Annotated in this window: 15 protein-coding genes; 10 read left to right on the top strand and 5 right to left on the bottom strand. The window is 43.0% G+C overall.

The window, feature by feature from the left end:
- A partial coding sequence (locus tag JGK07_RS02980) for a hypothetical protein (RefSeq protein WP_293242378.1) occupies positions 1-466 on the top strand: 466 nt, incomplete at its 5' end.
- Between the two features lie 104 nt (positions 467-570).
- Here the strand turns inward: JGK07_RS02980 and JGK07_RS02985 are convergent.
- A complete protein-coding gene (locus JGK07_RS02985) occupies positions 571-969 on the bottom strand; it encodes a hypothetical protein (RefSeq protein WP_293290717.1) in 399 nt (132 codons plus the stop codon).
- Between the two features lie 221 nt (positions 970-1190).
- On the opposite strand from JGK07_RS02985, the gene JGK07_RS02990 reads away from it, so the two are divergent.
- From JGK07_RS02990 to JGK07_RS03015, 6 genes are all read left to right on the top strand, one after another.
- A complete protein-coding gene (locus JGK07_RS02990) occupies positions 1191-1742 on the top strand; it encodes a hypothetical protein (RefSeq protein WP_293242372.1) in 552 nt (183 codons plus the stop codon).
- Positions 1743-1828: 86 nt separating this feature from the next.
- Positions 1829-2542, top strand: a complete 714-nt coding sequence (locus JGK07_RS02995; RefSeq protein ID WP_293242369.1) for a hypothetical protein — start codon at positions 1829-1831, stop codon at positions 2540-2542.
- Positions 2543-2583: 41 nt separating this feature from the next.
- Positions 2584-3597, top strand: coding sequence for a metal-dependent hydrolase (locus tag JGK07_RS03000; protein WP_293242367.1), 1014 nt, complete (start codon positions 2584-2586; stop codon positions 3595-3597).
- Complete coding sequence (locus JGK07_RS03005) at positions 3594-4448, top strand: hypothetical protein (RefSeq protein ID WP_293242364.1); 855 nt, start codon at positions 3594-3596, stop codon at positions 4446-4448. Before JGK07_RS03000 ends, JGK07_RS03005 begins: the two co-directional genes overlap by 4 nt.
- Positions 4435-4626, top strand: a complete 192-nt coding sequence (locus tag JGK07_RS03010; protein WP_293242361.1) for a hypothetical protein — start codon at positions 4435-4437, stop codon at positions 4624-4626. Before JGK07_RS03005 ends, JGK07_RS03010 begins: the two co-directional genes overlap by 14 nt.
- A gap of 1 nt (position 4627) precedes the next feature.
- A complete protein-coding gene (locus JGK07_RS03015) occupies positions 4628-5194 on the top strand; it encodes a thermonuclease family protein (protein ID WP_293242358.1) in 567 nt (188 codons plus the stop codon).
- 114 nt (positions 5195-5308) lie between these two features.
- Here JGK07_RS03015 and JGK07_RS03020 read toward each other — a convergent pair whose 3' ends face one another.
- Positions 5309-5521: a hypothetical protein gene (locus JGK07_RS03020; protein WP_293242355.1), complete on the bottom strand. Its 213-nt coding sequence runs from the start codon at positions 5519-5521 to the stop codon at positions 5309-5311.
- 489 nt (positions 5522-6010) lie between these two features.
- Here JGK07_RS03020 and JGK07_RS03025 point away from each other — a divergent pair, with 489 nt between their 5' ends.
- The gene (locus JGK07_RS03025; RefSeq protein WP_293242344.1) at positions 6011-7036 is read left to right on the top strand and encodes a hypothetical protein; all 1026 of its coding nucleotides are present in this window, start codon (positions 6011-6013) and stop codon (positions 7034-7036) included.
- A gap of 426 nt (positions 7037-7462) precedes the next feature.
- Positions 7463-8779 (top strand): serine/threonine-protein kinase, encoded by a 1317-nt coding sequence (locus JGK07_RS03030; RefSeq protein ID WP_293242341.1) that lies wholly within the window; start codon positions 7463-7465, stop codon positions 8777-8779.
- A gap of 264 nt (positions 8780-9043) precedes the next feature.
- Here the strand turns inward: JGK07_RS03030 and JGK07_RS03035 are convergent, their stop codons facing one another.
- Positions 9044-9664: a hypothetical protein gene (locus tag JGK07_RS03035; RefSeq protein WP_293242338.1), complete on the bottom strand. Its 621-nt coding sequence runs from the start codon at positions 9662-9664 to the stop codon at positions 9044-9046.
- A gap of 373 nt (positions 9665-10037) precedes the next feature.
- Positions 10038-10574 (bottom strand): hypothetical protein, encoded by a 537-nt coding sequence (locus JGK07_RS03040; RefSeq protein WP_293242335.1) that lies wholly within the window; start codon positions 10572-10574, stop codon positions 10038-10040.
- A gap of 438 nt (positions 10575-11012) precedes the next feature.
- On the opposite strand from JGK07_RS03040, the gene JGK07_RS03045 reads away from it, so the two are divergent.
- Entirely contained in the window at positions 11013-11666 is a 654-nt protein-coding gene (locus tag JGK07_RS03045; protein ID WP_293242332.1) for a hypothetical protein, read from the top strand.
- A gap of 111 nt (positions 11667-11777) precedes the next feature.
- On the opposite strand, the gene JGK07_RS03050 is transcribed toward JGK07_RS03045, so the two are convergent.
- Complete coding sequence (locus JGK07_RS03050) at positions 11778-14762, bottom strand: DUF3854 domain-containing protein (protein WP_293242329.1); 2985 nt, start codon at positions 14760-14762, stop codon at positions 11778-11780.
- Position 14763: the final 1 nt, after the last annotated feature.

The following is a 14763-nucleotide window of genomic DNA, read 5'->3' on the forward strand; positions in this document are numbered from 1 at the left end:
CAAATCCGACTGGCTGCGCGGCCTCAAGGAAAACGTGATCATCGGCCGCCTGATTCCTGCTGGAACTGGGTTCAATGCCTATGAGGATGCCAGCGTTCAGGATGCCGGTTTTGAGGGTGCCGTGTTTGACGACGACATCCAGGATTTGCAGGAGGATGTCGTGTTGGACGATCGCACTGCCCGCCGCAAGTATACGATCGAGACTCCTTTTGATGTCGGCCGCGCCCCTGATGTTGACTCCGATGAGGATTTTGAGGAAGTTGAGGCGGTTACGGGGAAGATGCAGATTGATAAGTTTTTACGGCGTCTCGCAAAGCTTTTCTCATCAAAGAAACTCTCTCTTCTACAGGTAGAGACATCAGAAAATCATAAACTTCTTGTTCCGGCTTTACCTGAATTTGTTTCCGCGAAAGCCTTCCTTCTGCTTCCCCCAACAGGGGAAAACTTGATAGCTGCTCCGTTTTAGGATTTAAATTCGGCATAAATTTATACATACAATTGACAGTATATCGCCATAGTAGCAAACTTCTCAAAGCCTGACAAATCTCAGATCCTTCCAAATACTGGCTGCTAAACCTTGGTTAAGGTCAGTTGCGAGGTAAACAAAGAGGGAATCGAAGACTCGGTGCTGAACTGGAGAAAGTAGACTCCCGGCTGCAAAGTGGTTGTCAGGTTGCTGGAATACCCGTCACTAGAATCCACTACAACGTTGCGGCTAGAGTTCACAATTGCGGCGATGGCGTTGTCCGTCACCAGATTCACTTGCACCGGAAAGTTGACCCGAAACCTCGCCCAATCGGTTACATCATCGCCGCCAATCGTTTCATTGATGGTGCTAATTGGTGTGCCGTTGTTGTTGTCGATGATACCCTCATTCCAATCTGCACCCGTCAGGATGTCCTTGGTTTCTCCAGTTCTCGGATTCCGCTTCTTCCTCGCTAGCCTTCCCATATTCCACGCTCGTACCATCGAATCGCCCATGTCAGCCTGTGCCATCTTCGCCTCCTGCACTTTTCTCGATTCTATCCTTATTGTCTGAAATTACACCGCTTCACCAGATTACTTTAACGTGCAATTACGCAGCCAAAAAATCCACGGTTCCGGTGCTTTTTCCGGTGGGGGTGGTTGGAAAGACACTAAGTTTTTTGCGGTGTATAGTACATATTATGTAACTCTGATATGAAAAAGCTATGGAAATTCCAATGACAGAAGAAGTTTCCACCAAATGGCGACCCGATGAAATCTACGAGAAGCTGGGTATCGGATCGACTACGTATTACAACAGATTAAACCATCTGGGAATTGAGGCAAGCAAGGATGAGGAGGGAGTGTATCTGAATCCTGACCAAATGAAACTCATGGAGGAACTGAACGAGCACATAAAACAAACGGGGAAGATGAAGGGATTTAGGGGGAGCGGAGGTCAGTTAGCGGTGGCGGAAAGTTCCGGTTTGGCATCGGAATTGGAAATTCCAGAGGTGGAGGCAGAAACTTTCACCGAGATGGATGATGAAATGGTAAGTCAATTCATTGATGAAGCAGGCGATCTGAAAGTGAAGCAGATAGCGATGCCATATTTGGTGAGGTTGCGCTTAGCCCACGAAATGACGGAGGAGGATTTGTCGAACAAGCAGAAAGCAAGACTACAAGCAGTGAGGGAAGCAGCCGACCCAAAGCAGAATGCCGAATCAATAGCTCAGGGACTGTTGCAGCGGCACCGCCAGAATCAAGGCAAGAAGTAAGAGAGGAAGTAACCAAAGTCTGTGAAATACTCCGTAGCGGTCACTGCTGCATCGTCACCGGGGAACTGGGAACCGGATTGGAAGATGTGGCGACGGGCGTTGATCTGGAATTGGCGGGAGAATTTTCAGTTGCTGTGGCTACCTACAAAGGAAGCGGCAAGAAATTCTTTCAGCAGTTAGCAGAACAATTAGATGTACCAACTGAGATTGAGGATGACAAAGGCAGAATCAAGGAACTGACATTAGATCGACTCAAAGAAGAAATTGGACTCAATCTCCCGACCGATGCGTTATTGATTCTGCCCCAAGCCAAACGACTGACTACGGGGATTCGGTTTTGGCTCGAAGATTTAATCGATCAGGGATGCCGAGTTTGTTGCTTTGCGATCGCCAATCCCGGTCGCGATATTTTCATTGAGATGATCGAAGTAGAACTTCAGCTACCTTGTGATCGCACTATTAGATCGGCAATGCAGGATGAAGCGAAAAAGTTGGGGTTGAACCTGACGCCTGCTCGACTTTCTCAATTACAACCGTTAGCTGGTCGGAATCCGATGCTAGCCAGGAAAGTAGTGAGACAAGAGAAGCTCGGAATCAACCCAACAGTCGAACACAGACAGTATCTCGTGATGATGCCGATTTTGTTGGCTGCCTTATTTTCCTTTGCTATCCTGCGCTATGTGGGCATGGGAACTGGCAACAAAAATTGGCAAATCTTTGGTGGCGTTGCTTTGACTGTGGCGATGGCGGCGAAACAATTGGGAAGGGTCGAGGGTGCTCGCAAGAAGCTTGGACAATAAGGGTTTGGGGGTGAACTGATGTTAAAGAAGGAGCCAAAACTATGATGGCAATAACTCACAGCATCATCGCAGCAGCAGGAGTCTCGCTAACTTTGACTACTGGGAGTCCGCTGCACCTAGCATTGGCGATCGCGGGTTCCCAACTTCCTGATTTGGATACGAGCACTTCGACAATCGGACAAATCCTATTTCCCATTAGCAATTGGATCGAGAATCGCTTTCCTCACAGGTCAATAACTCACTGCTTTTTAGCAACTGTGGCGATCGCTCTGGTCTCAGCACCCCTGTATTTCTACGCTGATTGGAAAACTTGGCTCTCCTTGCCGTTGGGACACTTGCTTAGTTGCTTCTCTGATGTATTTACCAAACAAGGCGTGCAGTTTTTCTGGCCGCATCCAGCTTGGTGTATATCCGTGAGTAACCCGAACCGACGCTTGCAAACTGGGGGAACTGGCGAATATTGGGTGTTGGGAATTGCGATGATAACTTTGATTGCAGCTCTCTATTTAAGCGGTTCGGGCGGCCCGACTGCGCTAGTGGGGAGTACGCTGGGGCTGAGAACCAACGCAACAGAAACTTACCGAACCAATTCGGCATCGCACCACGTTTACGCGGAAATTGCGGGTACTTTTGCTAGCGATTCAGCAGCAGCAGACGGCAAATATTTTGTGATTGCCAACGAGGGCAACGAGTTTGTCGTTAGCAACAAACAAGGAATTTTCAAAACAGGAACGAACATTATCGCCAGCCGTTTGACTGCGGAAATTGGGAAATCAGCATCGTCATCGGTACAGACTTTGGAATTTGATGAAGAAGAATTTACCGTTGTCCCGGTTCCCAATACTTTAATTGTGATTAGCGGTACTTTGACGGTTGACGAGCCGGATCTCATTAAAATACCCAGCAATTCCAAGCAACTTGAGATTGTCAAATTGACTGGCAATACAATAAACTTTAATTACTGCCCGATTGAAACGGTTGTCAAATTGCTCAAAGGGCAATATGTCACAGGTGCGATAGAAGCCAAAATATTTAATCCAAAACCAGATTTATGAAAGATTTATTACTCGCAGCTTTTGGAGCAAGCATCGTTGGTTCTTTGCCGTTCTTACCTTTACTGTCCATACAACCAACACCAACATCAACAAACCTGCAACTCCAGAAGCAGACAAACATTCAACTGAAGAAGCCTGAAACCAAACAATCAAAACGCCATCGAATTCAGGTACAAGTTGTATCCTTAACCGATTTAAAGATTGCTGAAGGCGATAGCGTTACTCAGGGGCAAATCATCAGCGATCGTACCGAAGAACGGCAATCATTGGAGGTAGAACGCGACCAAATCGACAATACTATCAAAAAATTATCGATTCCTAGCAGCCAACTAACTGATTTACCTCCGCCTAACTTTGCTGTCGAAGAAGCGGCAATCTCTCAAATCAAAACTGAAATTGAACTGTTGAATGCTAGACCAGAAACAGCACCTCAATCCACGTTTTTTAGATTTAAGGATAAAAGATTGCAAAGACTAGCAGAACACGACAAGTTAGAGAAAGCAGCAGAAACAATCAGAAAAAATGTAGAAAATGAAGTAAAGCTTGCCGAATCCAAAGCACGGTTGACGGGACAGTTAAACAGTGCAGTTGCAGCGCTTAATAAGGTAAAAAATGACTACCAACATCAGCAATACGAGCATTCCTTGAATTTGGTACGGCAGCAGTCAGAGATGCAGAGGCAGCAGTATCAGGTTGCAGGATTGGTTGGTAAGAAACAAGAAATTGAGGGAAAGTTGCGGGATATTACTCAGATTAAATCCCCGGTAGCTGGTAAAATAAGGCGGATCAAGAATCTCGGTCAAAAGGACAGACAAATTAGCTTAGAGGTAGTAATTGATGTTACCAAATAGTTCTATTTACCGGGGCTGCACGATTATAAAAAAAGCTAGAGGTAGAGAATTCTTGATTCAATTCCCTTCGGGCGATTGGGCGTTAATCAAAGATGCTACCTCCTTTAAAGATTGCGAAACCTGGATAGATCGGCAGCTAGCACGGTTGGCAATTCTCAAAGTTGTGGGCGGCAAATAAAATGCAAAAACTTGTGAATGCGCTGCCCCTACTCGTCGTTGTCGGTTTGATTTGGTTTCAGTTTTTCCACAAACCAGACTCCGACAAACCCAAGTTAGCCAAGCCTCCCAGCGAAACAACATCTCAGAGGTGTCAAGTAATCGAAGGCTCGGTATACGACGGCGATACCTTTCAAGTGCGATGCGATGGCAAAACTTCTAAGATTCGCTTGTGCGGTATCGATGCACCAGAAGTAAAGCAACCCCTCGGCATCGAAAGTAGGGATTACCTGCGATCGCTTTTGAATAAAGCCAAAGGTGAGGTAATAGTAGTGGAGATGGATCGAGACCGCTACGGCCGTACTGTTGCCGAAGTGCTGTTTGATACGCCGCAGGGTGAAGAATCTGTACAGGAGGAAATGCTCACAGCGGGAATGGCTTACCACTACAAGCAATTCAGTGGCAACTGCCACAATGCTGATGTGTTCGATACGGCAGAGGAAATCGGGCGATCGCAAAAGCTGGGAGTGTGGCAGCTTCCTGGTGGCGGTCAGCGTCCTTGGGATTATCGCAAACAGAATCAAAGCTGATGTACGCTAACAGTGGGTATACACCAAGGCTGTCGGGAGCGATCGAACAGGGCAGGAAGTGTGGCGGCTTTCCAATGGTAATAAACGGCTGTGAAATTATCTTCAACAAAAGCGTTAAATTGGGTATTGAAATTGTTGTTTTGCCCAATTCAACAGTTCGTCATAGGTGGAATAAGCGCACAGTATTCGTGACTTATCGCCTTTTTTCCTTACTGCAATAACTTGGCCTCTTCTATCTTCAACCCCAGGCTTCCCGGTCATTTCTTCTAACTCTAGCTCAAAGAATGCCAGCGCTTGAATGAATTGGGAAATCTTATTGTCTTCCATTAGTTAATAGCTTTTTAATTGAATTGGTTGACCATTACATTAGATACATTTTAACTTCTCCGTCGTATCCTTACACACATTAGAAAAACAAAATTATTTGAGCTTGTGAAACAGAAAAATCGCTGGCTTTGATGCTCCTTGAAGGGATGCTAAAAGGCACGAGCCGGAGCCTAAAGCTAAGCCGGGAGTGTGGCAGTTGCCGGGAGCCAGCGTCAAGCAGGATTATTGTAAACAGAAGAAGTTATGTACAACACTTTCCCCGCCTAGAGCTTGTAACCGCTACAGCAAGGTCAGCATACAGGCAAAAGATGTATAATGCGATTTCAATAATTCACCCCCAAAACTAAGCAATTGGCAGCAGAAAAGAGGTCAATGACAAGTTACTCCCATACTTTTGGGACATATTGACATTAGCGCCGAGGCTTTAGCAGTCCTTAATCAAACTCAATGTGTTACACTTGTAATACAACCTGACTCACTTATGCTTCTATGAACCTCGAACGTAAAACATATAGAGATGGCAACTTGCAGCCTAAAGCATTTAATTGTTTAAAACTTCTCAATGAAAGCTTTACCTATCATAAAGATCATACCCAACGGCATCCGTTCTCAATCTATAGTAACTCAATACAGAAAGTAATACAGTCTTTCAATGCTGTTCTAGATGAAATAGATCGGATTTCTACGGCTTTGTTTAATGCTGATGGAAATTTAGATTATCCTTTGAAAAAGCTGCCTGATTTACAAAAAGAATTACTATACGCCTTACAATCTCACATTGATGATTGCTATTCTATTCTTAAAGTTATTCACCCATATGATAGCAAGGTTCAGGAAAAACATCCAGACCGTTGGTTGGATAAGGTCGGACACCCTGCTTATAAGGATTTTCGGAATGCAATCAATGACTACAGAGAATCCTTTGCTCCTATTGTTAATAAGATTAAACACAATGGTAGTCAATTGCGTCCTATAATGATGTACTCAAGGGGACGTGGCATAGTTGCACGTACTGTAGAGACAAGTATTCAAACTTTCCCTAAAAATGCTCGCATTATTGGGTATTTTCTAGAGGGGATGCAACCTAATGGGCATATAGGTCCTGATTTTGAAATTCATCCCGGTGGTATAACCGCTATTTCTTTAAATCGTGACCTACGTTATCACTTTGCAAATCTCTACCGAGTTGGCGATCATTTGATGGCTGCAATAGCCAGAACTGTTCGTCACTTTCACAAAATAAAACTGCCTCGCGATGTCGCTGTTAATGATACCGCCTCCCAATATAATATAGAGTCAATTGCAGAACGCATCAGTAAACTGCCACTTCTATTCTTTGAGAATGAGTTTTCTAAGAAAACACCAGATATTAAATTCCACCGTCATAATGCAAATGCAGATTTGATTTTGGAGAGTCCTGGTTCTCAGTATATGACTTGGCAGGGAGAAGTAATGATTTATTCTGAAATACAAGTAGATGCTGTTTGCCCTTTCTATCAACTTCCTTACAGGTAAGTCAGAAGCGTTTGTAATTCCATCCTAGGCTTGCACCTACTAAAACTTTATCAGAAAAAATCCATTTACTGAGCCAGAGGCTGGAAACGCTAAGGTGGTTAAATAGTCTCAGCCGCATGACACAATGCTTTAGGTGTCCTTGCGGACGGCAGTGCGGAGATTTTTCCAACGACTTAAATCTTAAATTGTAACTACGAAATATAAATGGTAAGCCGTCGAAAAAATCCCGCTAGAGGTTTAAACGAAGATACCCCTATTTTCCCGCCTAAGCTTCTAACCCTTGCCACTACGTTAGGAAACGCAAATTTCCCGTCTAAGATGGTGGAAACACTGCGACTATATCAGGATAGTGTATACATTATTAATGTAGCGGTAACCGTAAGGTTATTCTTAAAATGTTAAAAATTGAAGAATTGATCCATATCTATGAAAGTATTAAATGTAATCAATCGTGGCGGGTTCGGTCGAGTTGAGAAGGTTGAGCTAGGCAATGGAGAAATAGTTGCCCGAAAAGTATTTGACCCTCTTCCAGATATCCTGGCTGCGGCTGAAGTACCAAAGTTAAAAAAACGGTTTCAGAGAGAAGTTAAAGTTCAATCATCACTTAGTGCTGATTACTTTATAGAAGTTCTTGATTCCGATCTCCAAGCCGAAACTCCTTGGTTTACTATGCCTCTTGCTGATAGAAATTTTTCGCAAGAAATACAGGATGCCTGCATTAACGGCACTACTCCGCGGGAAGCATTATCTGATATTCTCAATGCTTTGGAAGAGCTTCATTCCCTCGGTTACGTTCACCGCGACCTCAAACCAGAGAATATTCTTTTTCATCAGGGGCGTTGGAAGCTATCAGACTTTGGTTTAGTGCTTCCTGTTACAGGCGCTACGACTAAATTAACCTCCCTTGATTCGGCTTGGGGAACCGCAAAATATTGTGCACCCGAACAAGTTGAAGATTTTCGCAACGCAACACTAAAGGTAGATATTTATGCTTTTGGATGCATACTGCATGATCTATTTGGAGGTCATGTTCGTATACCCTATCACAAATATACAAGTCAAGGCCCTGTAGGTCTGATTATTGAGAAATGTACTGAAATTAACCCAAAGAAGCGATTTAAGCATATTACAGCAGTTCGTGGCGCACTCCTCAAAATTTTATCAGAACCCCAAAATCTTACTCCTAGCACTAGCGCTACAGAATGGGTAGATAAATTGCAAAATATTTCTGACTGGCGCAACCAAGAGTTAGAAACTTTTGCAAGGTTTATTAAGGCAACACAAGACGAATCTGATTTATGGGTTATATGTCAGGCAATCGATGAAGATGTGTTAAGAAAACTACATTTACTCGACGAAGAACTTTGGCAAGTAGTGGCTCTCGCCTATTCTGATTGGGCACGTAGTTATAGCTACTTTGTCTTTGATTACTGCGACGTAATTATTAGGCGACTAGAAGTAATTTTTGAATTAGGTAACCTTGATTGCAAATCCGCGACTGCTCTAGCAGGTGCTGTATTGGGGAAGTTACATCATCGTTGGTTTGTCATGAAGCAAGTTATGTATATGTTAGGTCCCAATTTGGATGATTTAATAGCACAACGTATTGCGATAGAAATACAGGTTGAGGAAGTACAGGAAACATTTATTTCATGTGCACACGGGATTAGTCGAAATATTGAGGATTATCATCCTCGAATTACTGAAGTTTTGATTGATTACATAGCACATCCCTCCCTATAGGTGTGATTTTAGACTGTCTGTCCCGGACAGCGAATCTGATCCGGGAAGCGACATTTTCCCGCCTACGCCCTGTAACCCGTGCTGCTACGTCAGGATATCCATATTTCCCAGCCTAGAACCCGAAACCGTTACGGCAACGTTGCAGGGTGAGGTTAGGTATCTCAAAGTTGCATTTCCATAAACAGTGAAGGTTGCCCTGAAAGCAGTTCCATAAATCATAAGAACTGCTTTTTTGAGATATTTTAATAATTTTTCTTAGCTTAATTATTTTATATGTTTAGCCCAAGCTGTTTTTATTGTACGTCCCCACCAAACCTCAAAATTATTGTCTTTAGAAGCTAATTTCATGTACTCCACATATTCCTTAACTTGAGATTTTTCAACTAGAGTATTTTTAAACAGTAAATGATAAAAAGTAACGTAGGCAACTGCTGCATCCTCCCAAGAAACTGAATAATTGTTACCAACTAAAGCCCAAAATGGCTCATCTTTATCCTCATTCATTGCCATTACACATCCACAACTACCAAAACAAGAGGATATACAAATTAAAAGTTCACCTTTCAAATGATTATTTAATGGTGTAAGCATTGCTTGTAAATCAGCCCACGGTAGAAATGTATTGTCAGTTAGACCAATGCCATTTTCGTTACCATGCATACTGAGGTGAAGTATGGGGTATTTTTGAAACTTTTTTGATGCTTCGTTTAGGCGTGTTTCTAGTGCAGTATAAAATGTTTGTTGTGTTGTAGCTAAATTGTAACAATGAGGGATATTAGCGAGATTAAGAATCTCATTAAGGACACGTCCTTCTGTGCGTCCGTTAAGAAGGTCATCAGCGGATGGGGATTCAATAATATGAACAAATGCAGGTAGTAGAGTCATAGTTATTTTTTGTTACGACTATATAATTGAATAACATTATTTTACTATGTTCTTGGAAATAAATATGGTTATTTTCGCTTAACTACTTTTTTTCACTAGATATGGTACTAGATAATCAATTAGTAACTAAGTTTATATATTCTAAGAAACAGTAGCCCTTTTTCATTTCCATAAGTAGCTATATCCCATTTTCATAAGTGGTTACATACCATTTCCATAAGCGGTTGCCTATTGGTTACCCAAACAGCCCTCTCTCATCTCCATAAGCGGTTTCTCAAACAGTCCTCTCCCATTTCCATTTGAGTTATGAATGTAGAACCACATGAAACGCTTGCATTTATTGAACTAATTGTCTACAAATTAGATGGTTTTGCTATATTTTTATTCTTGAATCATTTTCCATTATTTCAATCATTATAAGTCGTACTTTTGAAGAGTCTTCTTCTAGAGATTTATCAATTGTAGCTGCTCTCAAACATTTATCAATTGTACTTAGTTTGTTTATAAATTCTTCAGAATCTTTATCTTGATGGTTAGCTATTATCATAGTAAATTCAATATTGAATTCTAAAATGAGTTTATTTATGTTAGTAATATGTGTATATTTCTTAACAATATCATTAGTTTTACTTACACTGTCAAGCTCTTCTTGTTGAATTTTTATTAAAACCTGAAATGATGTTTTATAAGAATCATAAACTTTTTCTCGATACCATTTTTTTTGCTCGCTTTCTTCTTGCAGAATATGTTGTTTTTCTTCTCGTTCTAGTTGCCAAGTACGTTGTTTTTCTTCTCGTTCTAGTTGTGATTTATCATTAACTGAATTTGTCCATAGTGAGAAAATACCTGAAATTACGGCAGCTACGATCCCACTTAAAACAATATACATACCAGGTGACTGAGAAGGCATATTATTTGCATTTTTTTAAAGAACTTACTAATTGTAGCTTTGATTCTAGAGAATAGGGAAGAGGGTGTAAGGCAGTATGCAAAACGTGTAAGGTGGTATATGTAAGACAACTTAAGCTAAGGCACAGCAATATTAATCCTAACAATTAGAGCTAATGCAGAGTCTAGGGAGTCAGGTTAGTTCCCAAATCGCAGGGCCAGAGATAAACGTTACATTCCGTTACAATTCCCAAAAGGTGTGAGGTTAGGCGGGGAAGTTCAATATCCTGACCCTCGGCTTAAAACTGCTACAGCTTCGTTACTCATCACCGTTCCCATAAATGGCTAATACCTCTACCTAACCATTTCTATAAACGGGTGTCAAATGCTAAGCGGGCATACTTAAATATTCTCACCTATAATTAGAAACATTACAGCTAAGCCAAAGAGGTATTACATAATGTTTAATGTTTTAAAATCCTGGCTATCATCTTTAACACCAACGACTGGACTACAACTATACACAGCGGTTATTAGCACTTTAGTTTTTGTTATTAGTTTCTGCACATTTCTCTATAACGTAAATAAAGATCGAACAGCAATAACAATTGAAATTAAGCGTGATAATTATAGTTTATTAGCGCTAAATAAACCCTTGAACAACTATTTATTAATTGAAGTTGTTAATAAAAGCTCTAATCCTGTAATAATTAATGAAGTAGGAGTTACCAACAGAGGAAAGGACTTTAATTTTGTTAATTTGATTAACATATTTCTTACATTAAAGGAGAATAAAAAGGAAGTAATGGCAGGTATTGAAGTGGAAGCCATTCCCGGCATAGTGCCTCCACAATCTATGGGAGTAGCTTTAATTTCATTTTCAGATTTTGAAAAAACTTATAAGCAAATAAAAGAAGAAAAAAAACTGTTACCTGAAGAAGCAGGATATTTAAAAACACGTGATTTTATAAACACTTATAAAGAATTAATGCAGTCATATGATGCTAGCACTCAAGTGCTAACAGTCACACCTTATGGTGTAACTACTACAGGTAAGCGTTTTAAGGGAAAAAGAACAAAGATTCAATTAATAAACTCTCATCGAGTCGTGTAAACTACAAATAAAAAGCATATCCTGACCCAGGGCTTAAAAGTGCTAAGGCTAGGCGGGGAAAACCAATATTGCGGGTATACACCAAACTAAAAGTGGCATCTTGGGGTTAGTTTAAGGCTGACTTTTCCTTTTCTTCCAAACTTTAACTAGCCGTCTAAAATCCTCATTTTCATCGTTTGTTAGCAGTGCTTTGACCGCTTCCTTGACTCCCAATTCATGCACTTGGCAATAGACATCATTGGCGGCTGCGGGGTCATTGTCCGCGATTGCTTTGAGTGCACGTTCAACCAGTTCTAGTTCGTTTTCGTTGAGATTTGAGTCAGCAGCGGATTGTGAAACTAAATAACGCCGGTCAAGGTTGAGTTGTTTTTTTGATTGACCGAGAATTGCCACTTCGCGGTCAAGCTCAATTCGACACAGCCCATCGCTCCACACCTCAACTACGGTGGCTCGCTCGCCTTTGTACTCCTCGGCACCGGGATACTGGGCCGAAACTTTCACTCGATCGCCGGGGGTGAATTGGAGTTGAGGGGCGATCGGATTGTTACAAGTTTCTGGGTTGTTACACGGTTTGGCTTCCACCTCAAAAGTGGGTGTAACAGGCGCTGTTACAGGCGTTACATCAGTTACTGGTTGAGACTCGACTTTATTATTAATACTCTCTGCGATGTCAGGTGATGGTGTTTTTTCAAATAGGCTACTTTCATCCTGTAACGCTGTAACGTCTGTAACCATGCGGGTTGTAGGGTTTTTAGATGTTGTAACAATTTCAGAATTGCTGGTAACGCCTGTAACCACAACGGTTTGAGCTATTTGAGAATGTGCTGGAATTTCTGCAATCGCTGAAGTGCCTGTAACCGTGCGGGTTTCGGCTAATTCTTGCAATCCGCCATCAGCACAAATAGTTTTGATGCAAGCCCAGTTCGGGATGTGCGGGCGGTTGCTGCCATCTTCATCCTCTGCGACTGCTACATCAACAAAGCACGGTAAAATCTGAAGTCCCCGCCACTGAGCCGGAATGCGCTTGATTTTGTCGCCTTCTCGCACAACCTCGGAAGCTTTCCAATGATTTGAGAGCACTCGCTGCAAGTGGTGGACAAATTTGTTGTAACCGCTCGGCGAGAGGTTGTGGGCTTTGCAATATGCCACATACCAACTATGCAAATCACTGCCAGCGTAACTCTCGCCACCCGATCTCAAACAGCGATCGACGAACGAACGGACGCTATCTCCCAGAATTGCGCCGTCTTGTTTGAGCGCGACAATTGACGGGTTGATTGACGGCACGAGCAAAATGCGGTCGCGCTCTGTCTTGTCCATTGATAGCGCCCAACCGGCAATCTCACCTAACTCGGTGGATAGCTTGCGACCCAGTTCTGGATCTTCAATGTTGGCGGTGCGGGGGCGAGTTTGTAGCGGTATGCAGCGCCTGTCCCAACCGTCGCCGCTATTCTCTGTTTGGATGTGTTCGACGGATGCGATCGCAAATCGAACGTTCCATTTCTTCTGGTAAGCCGATGCAGAAAATAGAGCGCGTCCCGAAATGCCGCCGTTGTCCACCAATTCGTAAAAAGCTTTGAGTCCGCTCAGAAATCCGCCAGCATCGGGGATGTAAAACAGGGATTTACCAGTTAATAATTGATGCCGGCCTTCAGGTTTTGTCAGCTCAGTCAAGCTATTGGAACTGACGCTGTTTTCTTCGCCAAGTAAGTTAGCCCAAGTCCGCAGCATCACGCCTTTCCCGCTACCGCTATCCCCAATCAAGTAAGCAAACTTCCCGTAAGGTGCGGTTGGGTCTAAGTACATCGAAGTTATGGCCCTGATGACTTCTACTTGTTCAGCACCATAAGCAGAAAAGATGAATTTCTGAAATTCTGCCGGACACTCTGAACCCGGGACATAATCGCAGGGGGAACAAGAAAGTAGGTAATGCTCTTTGTCATGTGAGAACAGTTCGCCAGTCCTCAAATCTACAGTACCGTTCGAGAACGATTTGAGGTGGTTTCGAGAAGTATCAACCTTCTTGTGCAGCACCTTCCGGCAATATTTAAAAGCCGAATCTAAGAATTTGTTGGTGCCGAACTTAAACTTTTTGCCGACTTCTGCTGTTTCGTAGCAATTCTCCGTAAAGTCGCCGATGAGTTTGTTCACGTCCTCGAAGTGCTCGAACTGCCAATAGCGCCCGTTCCATTGGTAGAAAGCATCGTTGACAACTATCCAATCATCTCCGAATAAATTCTTGAGGCAGTGTACCTCAAACGTTGTGGACTTGGGGACTAAGTATCTGTCTCTAGTTCCACCGCTGCCGCCGTCGCCTCCAAAGGTTTTTGATTCCCAGTCCTTAAAAGTAACGGACGTGGCCAGCACTTTTCTAAAAGCTTCAATGCTCTTTCGTTGAATGAAATCGTCCATGCCTTTTGTCTCGCCTTCAGTACCCGCATCCCAGCCCCCAGTCGCACTGTAGACCGGAACGTCGAACTTGAGCAACACAAGGCCAAGTTTCCGCTGTTCCCAGGTGACGTTTGGGTTGGTGGCTGCATCTGCATCAAAGGAAATGATGAACCCAAAACCGGCACGAGCGTACTTTTCTAAAGTTTCGACCAAGTAGCGCTTGCCTTGAATGTCTCCTTTTTTAGAGGTTAGACCCATTGAAACGCCCAGCAGTGCAATAGTTGGGATGTCGTTAGCGCACCCGGCGATTCCTTTGAACGGGCCTTCGGTGAGGACAATGCACGGGTGTCCGTTGATGTGGTAGCAGTGCTGTTTGAGATTTTCTGGCTCCCAGTAGTTTTTGTCGGTGGGATGCTGGGGCAAGAATGCGTCGTACTCTCCCACCGGCGTGCGGTATTTGGGTGCTTTTTTGCAGCCTTCTGATTTCCAAGGTTTATCCGGTCTGAATTGAAATTGCGTTGTTTTTCCCAGAAACAGGATGCCGCCAGACTTTGCCTTGTATCCCAAATATACTGATGCCTCATCAGCAGATACAGTGCGGCAGTTTGCTCGGGCCCAGTCGTTGAGCAAGCCCCTGGCGGTGATGTGCTGCTCGTGTTTGCTGGAAAGATACGCGGTAGATTGAATTTGCCCTACAACATTCATA

The organism is Microcoleus sp. PH2017_24_DOB_U_A (assembly GCF_020738205.1).
GTDB lineage: Bacteria > Cyanobacteriota > Cyanobacteriia > Cyanobacteriales > Microcoleaceae > Microcoleus.

Coding starts and splice junctions, on each gene's coding strand:
- JGK07_RS03040 (WP_293242335.1), bottom strand. CDS start 10,574: ATGCCTTCTCAGTCACCTGGTATGTATATTGTTTTAAGTGGGATCGTA.
- JGK07_RS03020 (WP_293242355.1), bottom strand. CDS start 5,521: ATGGAAGACAATAAGATTTCCCAATTCATTCAAGCGCTGGCATTCTTT.
- JGK07_RS02985 (WP_293290717.1), bottom strand. CDS start 969: ATGGTACGAGCGTGGAATATGGGAAGGCTAGCGAGGAAGAAGCGGAAT.
- JGK07_RS02990 (WP_293242372.1), top strand. CDS start 1,191: ATGGAAATTCCAATGACAGAAGAAGTTTCCACCAAATGGCGACCCGAT.
- JGK07_RS03015 (WP_293242358.1), top strand. CDS start 4,628: ATGCAAAAACTTGTGAATGCGCTGCCCCTACTCGTCGTTGTCGGTTTG.
- JGK07_RS03050 (WP_293242329.1), bottom strand. CDS start 14,762: ATGAATGTTGTAGGGCAAATTCAATCTACCGCGTATCTTTCCAGCAAA.
- JGK07_RS03045 (WP_293242332.1), top strand. CDS start 11,013: ATGTTTAATGTTTTAAAATCCTGGCTATCATCTTTAACACCAACGACT.
- JGK07_RS03005 (WP_293242364.1), top strand. CDS start 3,594: ATGAAAGATTTATTACTCGCAGCTTTTGGAGCAAGCATCGTTGGTTCT.
- JGK07_RS03000 (WP_293242367.1), top strand. CDS start 2,584: ATGATGGCAATAACTCACAGCATCATCGCAGCAGCAGGAGTCTCGCTA.
- JGK07_RS03035 (WP_293242338.1), bottom strand. CDS start 9,664: ATGACTCTACTACCTGCATTTGTTCATATTATTGAATCCCCATCCGCT.
- JGK07_RS03010 (WP_293242361.1), top strand. CDS start 4,435: ATGTTACCAAATAGTTCTATTTACCGGGGCTGCACGATTATAAAAAAA.
- JGK07_RS03030 (WP_293242341.1), top strand. CDS start 7,463: ATGAAAGTATTAAATGTAATCAATCGTGGCGGGTTCGGTCGAGTTGAG.
- JGK07_RS03025 (WP_293242344.1), top strand. CDS start 6,011: ATGAACCTCGAACGTAAAACATATAGAGATGGCAACTTGCAGCCTAAA.